Below are 7,725 nucleotides of genomic sequence, written 5' to 3'. Positions count from 1 at the left end.
CACGCGCCGTGAACACGCTGCCCGATCCCTCGAACCGCTTGTCCGATACCCCGCCGCTCCCGACCCGGCGAACATATCCGATCACAGCACCAGATGCCGGCGAGGGTGAAACTCTTGCGGAACCGGCGCCCGACGAGCGTCTTGATCCAGGACAGCGTCCACCTACAAGGTCCGTAGAACCAGGGCCCTCGAAGCCAGGCCCTCAGAGCCAGAAGTCGTACGCCATCTTCGCCACCAGCGCGAACACCACCGTCAGCAGCACGACCCGCACGAACCCGCTGCCCTTCTTGAGCGCGGTGTGCGCGCCGACCATGCCGCCGACGAGGTTGAAGACGGCCATCAGCGCGGCCAGCTGCCAGAACACCGTGCCCTTCCAGGCGAACGTCGCGAGCGCGCCCGCGTTGGTGCAGCAGTTGACGATCTTCGCGGTGGCGGAGGCGGTCACCAGGTCGAGGTGGAGGAGCGCGGTGAGGGCGAGCACGAGGAACGTGCCCGTGCCGGGGCCGATGAGCCCGTCGTAGAAGCCGATGCCGAGGCCCGCGAGGCCGATCGCGGCGAGGACGCGGCGCGGTGAGACGGGCGCGGTCGAGGGCGCCGTACCGAAGGCGGGCCGCAGGATCACGAAGGTTCCGACGCCGAGCAGCACGATCATGACCACCGGCTTGAGTACCTCGGTGCTCATCCCGGCGGCGACGAAGGCTCCGCCCGTGGAGCCGGCTAGCGCCGCGAGACCGATCCGTACGGCCGTGCCGACGTCCACGGGCGCCTTGCGCGCATAGGTCACCGCCGCGCCCGTCGTCCCGACGATCGCCACGGCCTTGTTGGTGCCGAGCGCGTACTGGGCCACCGAACCCGAATTCGGCAGCCCGAGCAGCAGCACCGGAAGCAGCAGGAGCCCGCCGCCGCCCACCACGGCGTCGATCCAGCCGGCCGCGAGAGCGGCGACACAGAGGGCGACGACCGTGGTCAGCGATATGTCAGGCATGATCGCGACCTTATGGACGAGGTAGATGTGCCGTCCATCGATCAGGGGAAGCTTGAGGGTCTTCTGAGGTTGGGCTGTTCGAAACGGCTGTTCCAGCTGTTCAGCCCGCGGCCTCCAGGTACCGCAGGACCGCCAGCACCCGCCGGTTTCCCGTGTCGGAAGGCGGCAGGTCGAGTTTCGTGAAGATGTTGGCGATGTGCTTCTCGACGGCCCGCTCCGAGACGGTGATGGACACGGCGATCGCGTGGTTCGTACGGCCTTCGGCCATCAGCGCGAGCACCTCGCGTTCGCGGGGCGTGAGGACGTCGAGGGCGGTGGTGCGGCGGCTCGCGCCGAAGAGCTGGGAGACGACCTCGGGGTCGAGGGCCGTGCCGCCCGCGGCGACCCTGGCCAGCGCGTCCACGAACTCGCCGATGTCGACGACGCGTTCCTTGAGGAGGTAGCCGACGCCGCCCGGGTTGGTGCCCAGGAGCTGCGCGGCGTACTTCGTCTCGACGTACTGGGAGAAGATCAGCACCCCCGTGCCGGGGTGCTCCGTGCGCAGCCGTACGGCCGCCCGCAGGCCCTCGTCCGTCTGGGTCGGCGGCAGCCTGATGTCGACGACGGCGACGTCGGGGCGGTGCTCGGCCACGGCGGTCAGCAGCGCGTCGGCGTCCCCGACGGCCGCGGCGACCTCCACGTCCCGGAGCTGGAGCAGCTCGGCCAGCCCGTCCCGCAGCAGGGCGGAGTCCTCGGCGATGACGACGCGCATGTGCCCCTGTCCCTGCCCCTCATGACATGTGCCTTCATGACATGTGCCCTCGCCCCTCACGGACCGTGCGGCAGCTCGACTGTGACCACCGTAGGGCCTCCCGCCGGGCTGTCGCAGGTGAGCGTGCCGTCGACGGTCCGTACCCGGGCCAGCAGGCCGGTGAGCCCCGAGCCCGCGCCGATCGCCGCGCCGCCGCGTCCGTCGTCGCGGACGGTGAGCCGCAGCAGCCCGTCGCGGGCGGTCACGGTGACCGTGGCGTGCGGGGCGCCGCTGTGCTTGGCGGCGTTGGCGAGGAGTTCGGCGGCGCAGAAGTAGGCGATGGACTCGACGGCGGGCGTGGGGCGGGCCCGGATGTCCGTGACGACCTCGACCGGCAGGGCGCTGTCGGCGGCGAGCGTGCCGAGGGCCGTGTCCAGGCCCTGGTCGAGTACGGGCGGGTGGATGCCCTTGACGAGGTGGCGCAGGTCGGTGATGGCCTGCTTGGCGTTGCCCCGGGCGGTGTCGACGACGGCGAGGAGCCGGTCCCGGTCGGCCTCCGCGCCGATCAGCTCCCGGATCATGGTGAGGTGCATCGCGAGGCCGACCAGCCGGGCCTGTGTGCCGTCGTGCAGGTCCCGTTCGATGCGGCGCAGGGTGGCCGCCGCGTCGTCCACGGCCTGGGCGCGGGTCTCCTCCAGGGCGCGGATACGGCGGTCGGCGGCGTCCGGGCCGAGCAGGGCGACGAGCAGGGACCGGTGCGGGCCGAGGGCGTACCGCAGCAGCCGGGGCGCCGCGGCCAGGAGTACGAGTCCCGCGGCGACCGGGATCAGCCACCTCGGCCAGGAGTCGAGTTGGACGCCGAGGACTTCGAGCGTCACGTGCCGTACGGAGTCGCCGTCCCGCACGGTCGTGTAGTTCCACCGCTTGAGCAGCGGGTGCAGGGTGAACAGGACGCCGTAGACGTACGCGCCCAGGACCACCACGTACCCGAGTGCGGCCGTGACGGGGGCGGCCAGCGCGTGGCCGACCGCCCGCCACCCGGCCCGGCCGAGGAGCAGCGCCCGCCGTCGGCCGAGCACGCCTTGCGCCGAGGGCGTGGGCGGCTCCTCGATGTCCAGGCCCAGCAGCCGGCGCGCGAGGGCCCGCTGGAGCGCGCCGAGTGCGAGGGCGCCCCGTACGGTCAGCGCGAGCATCCACAGGCCCAGCGTGGTGACGGACAGGGCCCCGCCGACGAGCAGGCCCACCAGGATGAGCACGCACCCCACGAGGGCGAGCGGGAACGCGATCACCGCGTAGAGCAGGGCGGCGAGTGCCCGCGGGGTGAAGGCGGCGGTCAACGGGGTGCGGCTGGGGCGCATGGCTTCAACCTAAGGTCGGGGCGCTCAAGGTCGGGGCGGCCAGGGCCGGGGTGGCTCAAGGTCGGGCGGTCCAAGGTCGGGCGGTCCAAGGTCAGGGCGGTCCAAGGTCAGGGCGGTCCAAGGTCAGGGCGGCTCAAGGTCAGGGCACCTCAAGGGTTCCGCGGTCCGGTCCCGTGATCGATCGTGCCCGCACGGCGGCCGGAGGTACGGCCACCTGCACTGCCGTGGTTCGGGTGGCCCCACCTCACGCCGCCCCCGTTCCGCCCGCCGAAAACCCTCACATCCCCGCCGCCGCTCCGCTGAGGGCAGCGTTCCCCGCGGGAAACAGTCGTGATGCGGCCGGGTAACACCGGCAACGCACGCTGCGGTCATGACCTCGAATACGCGTGTGGTGGTGATCGGCGCCGGGCTCGCGGGCGTACGGCTCGCCCGGCGGCTCGGAGAGCTCGGCGTGGACGCCGTGCTCATCGGCGAGGAGGAGCACAGCCCGTACAACCGGGTCCTGCTCGCCGAGGTCCTGGCCGGGCGCTACGCACCCGACGTGATCGCGCTCCCGACGCCCGAGCGGCTGACCCGTGCCCGGGTGACGGGCATCGACCGTGCCGAACGCCTGCTGCGCTGCGCGGACGGCTCGGTGATCGCATACGACACGCTGGTCCTGGCCACCGGCTCGAACCCGGTCCTTCCGCCCCTGCGCGGCCTGTTCAGCCCGGACCGGCACGAACTGCCCGAAGGGGTCCACGCCTTCCGCACGATGGACGACTGCCTGGGCCTTTCCAAAGCCGTACGGCAGGGCACCCGGGCCGTCGTCATCGGCGGCGGTCTCCTCGGTGTTTCGGCCGCCCGCGCGCTCGCCGCGCGCGGCGCGCAGGTGGTGCTGGCCCAGCAGGGCGAGCGGCTGATGGAACGGCAGCTCGACCCGTCGGCCTCCGGCCTGGTGCTCCGGCACCTCAAGGACCTGGGCGTCGAGGTGCACACCGAGTGCCGGGTACGTGACGTGCGCTGCGTCGGCGGCGCGGTCCGCTCGGTCGAGATGGCCGACGGATACGCCCTCGACGCCGACCTGGTGGTGCTGGCCTGCGGGGTGCACCCGCGGGTCGGCCTCGCCCAGGACGCGGGGCTCGCCGTGCACAAGGGCATCATCGTGGACGACGAACTGCGCACCTCCGACCCGCACATCCGGGCGATCGGCGACTGCGCCCAGCACGACGGCACCGTCTACGGTCTCGCCGCCCCCGCCCTCGAACAGGCCGATGTCCTGGCCGAGTTGCTCGCGGGCACGGGAACGGGAACGGCATCTGGCGCGGGAACCGGATCGGGAACGGCATCGGGATCGGAGCAGGGGTCCGAGTCCGACTCCGGGTCCGGTTCCGGGTCCGCGTCGGGCGAGGTGACCACCGGCTACACCGGCACCCGCGCCCTCACCCGGCTGACCCTCGCCTCCGGCAGCCCGCTCGACCTCGCCGCCTTCGGGGAGCACACGCCCCTGCCCGGCGACGACGTCATCCAGCTCGCCGACGCCACCCGCGGCACCTACCGCAAGGTCGTCGTCCGCGACGACCGCCTGGTCGGCGGGGTCCTCGTCGGCGAACTCGGCACTGTCGGTGCGCTCGCCCGCGCCTGGGAGGGAGCAGAGCCGCTCCCCACGGACGGCGCACCACTGCTCCACCTGCTTACCAACGATGGAGGCTCCTGATGACCACGACCGCAATTGTTGGGGACCGCCCCCGCCCCACGATCGTGCTCGTCGGCCACGGCATGGTCGGCCAGCGCTTCCTCGAAGCGCTGGCCGAGCGCGGCCTGGCCGCCACGCACCGCGTGGTCGTGCTGTGTGAGGAGTCCCGCCCCGCGTACGACCGGGTGGCGCTCACCTCGTACTTCTCGGGCAAGACGCCCGAGGACCTGTCGATGACCGACATGGAGTTCATCGAGACGCACGGGATCGAACTGTACGTCGGCGACCCGGCGGAGACGGTCGACCGCGAGGCGAAGACGGTGACCGCCCGCTCAGGACAGGTCTTCGAGTACGAGACCCTCGTCCTCGCCACCGGCTCGTACCCCTTCGTGCCGCCGGTCCCGAACAAGGACGCCGAGGGCTGCTTCGTCTACCGCACCATCGACGACCTCCTCGCCATCGAGGAGTACGCGAAGACCCGCACGACCGGTGCCGTGGTCGGCGGCGGTCTGCTCGGCCTGGAGGCCGCGGGCGCGCTGCAGGGCCTCGGACTCACCTCCCACATCGTGGAGTTCGCGCCGCGTCTGATGCCCGTCCAGGTCGACGAGGGCGGCGGCGCCGCGCTGCTGCGCACCATCGCGGACATGGGCCTGTCCGTCCACACCGGTGTCGGCACGCAGGAGATCGTGGTCGACGAGTCCGGCGCGGTCACCGGCATGAAGCTGTCCGACGGCTCCGAACTCGCCACCGAACTGGTGGTGTTCTCCGCCGGTGTCCGCCCCCGCGACCAACTGGCCCGCGACTGCGGTCTGACGGTCGGCGAGCGCGGCGGCATCACGGTCGACGAGCAGTGCCGCACGGTCGCCGACCCGCACGTCTTCGCGATCGGCGAGTGCGCGCTGGCCTCCGACGGCCGGGTGTACGGCCTGGTCGCCCCCGGTTACGAGCAGGCCGAGACCGCCGCCGCGACGATCGCCCTGGACGAGGCGCAGTTCACCGGCGCCGACCTCTCCACCAAGCTGAAGCTGCTCGGCGTGGACGTGGCGTCCTTCGGCGACGCGCACGGCGCCACCGAGGACTGCCTCGACGTCGTCTACTCGGACTCCCGCTCGGGCCTGTACAAGAAGCTGGTCATCGGCCGCGACGGCACGCTGCTCGGCGGCATCCTGGTCGGCGACGCGGAGGCGTACGGCACGCTGCGCGCCCTGACCGGTTCGGTCCCGCCGATCGCGCCCGAGTCGCTGGTGCTGCCGGCCGGTGCCGGCGGTCCGGCCCAGCTCGGCCCGTCCGCGCTGCCGGACGACGCGATCATCTGCTCCTGCAACAACGTCCGCAAGGGCACGATCCGCGGCGCGGTCACCGAGCACAACTGCACCACCGTGCCCGAGGTGAAGAAGTGCACCAAGGCCGGCACGACCTGCGGCAGTTGCGTCAAGGTCCTCGGCCAGCTGGTCACCGCCGAGCTGGAGGCCAACGGCGTCGAGGTCGACAAGGGCCTGTGCGGCTGCTTCTCGCAGACCCGCGAGGAGCTGTACGAGATCGTCCTCGCCCTGCGCATCAACACCTACCAGGACCTGCTGGACCGCTACGGCCGTGACAACGCCAAGGGCGGCGACGGCTGCGAGATCTGCAAGCCGGCGGTCGGCTCGATCATCGCCTCCCTCGCCCCGACGATCGGCGCCGACGTCTACGTCCTGGAGGGCGAGCAGGCCGCGCTGCAGGACACCAACGACCACTTCCTCGCCAACCTGCAGAAGAACGGCTCGTACTCGGTCGTCCCCCGCATCCCCGGCGGTGAGATCACCCCGGAGGGCCTGATCGTCATCGGCGAGATCGCCCGCGACTTCGGCCTCTACACGAAGATCACCGGCGGTCAGCGGATCGACATGTTCGGCGCCCGCGTCGAGCAACTCCCGCTGATCTGGACCCGGTTGGTGGACGCCGGCTTCGAGTCGGGCCACGCCTACGGCAAGTCCCTGCGTACGGTGAAGTCCTGCGTCGGCCAGACCTGGTGCCGCTACGGCGTCCAGGACTCGGTCCGCATGGCGATCGACCTGGAGCTGCGCTACCGAGGACTCCGCTCCCCGCACAAGCTCAAGTCGGCCGTCTCCGGGTGCGCCCGCGAGTGCGCGGAGGCCCAGTCGAAGGACTTCGGCATCATCGCCACCGCGGGCGGCTGGAACCTGTACGTCGGCGGCAACGGCGGCGCCACCCCGCGCCACGCCGACCTGCTCGCGCAGGATCTCGACGACGCCGAACTGATCAGGCTGATCGACCGGTTCCTGATGTTCTACATCCGCACCGCCGACCGCCTGGAGCGCACGTCGACCTGGCTGGAGCGGATCCCCGGCGGCCTTGACCACGTCCGCGACGTCGTCGTGGAGGACTCCCTCGGCATCTGCGAGGAGCTGGAGTCCCTGATGACCGCGCACGTGGCGCACTACGCCGACGAGTGGGCGACCACCATCAACGACCCCGAGAAGCTGGCCCGCTTCGTCTCCTTCGTGAACGCGCCCGACACCCCCGACCCGGTCGTCGGCTTCGTCCCCGAGCGCGACCAGATCAAGCCCGACCTGCCGCTGCTGACCATCGGCACTCGTCCCCTGGAAGGAAGCGCCCAGCGATGACGCTCGCCCCCGAGACCACCGCCCTGAAGGTCCAACTCCACCTGGACGACAGCTGGTTCACGGTCTGCGACCTGTCCGTACTGACTCCCGGCCGCGGCGTGGCCGCACTGCTCCCGGACGGCCGCCAGGTCGCGCTCTTCATGGACCGCGCGGGCCGGATGTACGCGATCGACAACCGCGACCCGTTCTCCGGTGCCGCCGTCCTCTCCCGGGGCCTGATCGGCACCCACCAGGGCCGCCCGTTCGTCGCCTCACCGCTCCTGAAGCAGCGCTTCGACCTGGAGAAGGGCCAGTGCCTGGACGACGAGACGGTGAGCGTGACGACGTACGAGGTGCGGGCGCAGTAAAGC

6 protein-coding genes are annotated in these 7,725 nt (G+C 71.7%); 3 read left to right on the top strand and 3 right to left on the bottom strand.

Annotation, left to right across the window (positions count from 1 at the left end; all coding sequences use genetic code 11):
• Nucleotides 1-202: 202 nt before the first annotated feature.
• From AB0I18_RS44250 to AB0I18_RS44240, 3 genes are all read right to left on the bottom strand, one after another.
• Complete coding sequence (locus tag AB0I18_RS44250; protein WP_363111454.1) at nt 203-985, bottom strand: TSUP family transporter; 783 nt, start codon at nt 983-985, stop codon at nt 203-205.
• Between the two features lie 100 nt (nt 986-1,085).
• Nucleotides 1,086-1,736, bottom strand: a complete 651-nt coding sequence (locus AB0I18_RS44245; protein WP_363111453.1) for a response regulator transcription factor — start codon at nt 1,734-1,736, stop codon at nt 1,086-1,088.
• Between the two features lie 56 nt (nt 1,737-1,792).
• The gene (locus AB0I18_RS44240; protein ID WP_363111452.1) at nt 1,793-3,073 is read right to left on the bottom strand and encodes a sensor domain-containing protein; all 1,281 of its coding nucleotides are present in this window, start codon (nt 3,071-3,073) and stop codon (nt 1,793-1,795) included.
• Nucleotides 3,074-3,443: 370 nt separating this feature from the next.
• Here AB0I18_RS44240 and AB0I18_RS44235 point away from each other — a divergent pair, with 370 nt between their 5' ends.
• The 3 genes from AB0I18_RS44235 to nirD are packed head-to-tail and all read left to right on the top strand — an operon-like array spanning nt 3,444 to nt 7,722.
• Entirely contained in the window at nt 3,444-4,769 is a 1,326-nt protein-coding gene (locus AB0I18_RS44235; protein WP_363111451.1) for an FAD-dependent oxidoreductase, read from the top strand.
• Nucleotides 4,769-7,375, top strand: coding sequence for a nitrite reductase large subunit NirB (nirB, locus tag AB0I18_RS44230; RefSeq protein ID WP_363111450.1), 2,607 nt, complete (start codon nt 4,769-4,771; stop codon nt 7,373-7,375). The genes AB0I18_RS44235 and nirB overlap by 1 nt, the downstream gene beginning before the upstream one ends.
• Complete coding sequence (gene nirD / locus AB0I18_RS44225; RefSeq protein WP_363111449.1) at nt 7,372-7,722, top strand: nitrite reductase small subunit NirD; 351 nt, start codon at nt 7,372-7,374, stop codon at nt 7,720-7,722. The genes nirB and nirD overlap by 4 nt, the downstream gene beginning before the upstream one ends.
• Nucleotides 7,723-7,725 lie beyond the last annotated feature (3 nt).

Source organism: Streptomyces sp. NPDC050704 (assembly GCF_040654355.1).
Lineage (GTDB): Bacteria > Actinomycetota > Actinomycetes > Streptomycetales > Streptomycetaceae > Streptomyces.
The sequence above is the reverse complement of the archived record's forward strand: the minus strand, read 5'-3'. Positions and strand labels throughout refer to the sequence as shown.

Coding starts and splice junctions, on each gene's coding strand:
- AB0I18_RS44250 (WP_363111454.1), bottom strand. CDS start 985: ATGCCTGACATATCGCTGACCACGGTCGTCGCCCTCTGTGTCGCCGCT.
- nirB (WP_363111450.1), top strand. CDS start 4,769: ATGACCACGACCGCAATTGTTGGGGACCGCCCCCGCCCCACGATCGTG.
- AB0I18_RS44245 (WP_363111453.1), bottom strand. CDS start 1,736: ATGCGCGTCGTCATCGCCGAGGACTCCGCCCTGCTGCGGGACGGGCTG.
- AB0I18_RS44240 (WP_363111452.1), bottom strand. CDS start 3,073: ATGCGCCCCAGCCGCACCCCGTTGACCGCCGCCTTCACCCCGCGGGCA.
- nirD (WP_363111449.1), top strand. CDS start 7,372: ATGACGCTCGCCCCCGAGACCACCGCCCTGAAGGTCCAACTCCACCTG.
- AB0I18_RS44235 (WP_363111451.1), top strand. CDS start 3,444: ATGACCTCGAATACGCGTGTGGTGGTGATCGGCGCCGGGCTCGCGGGC.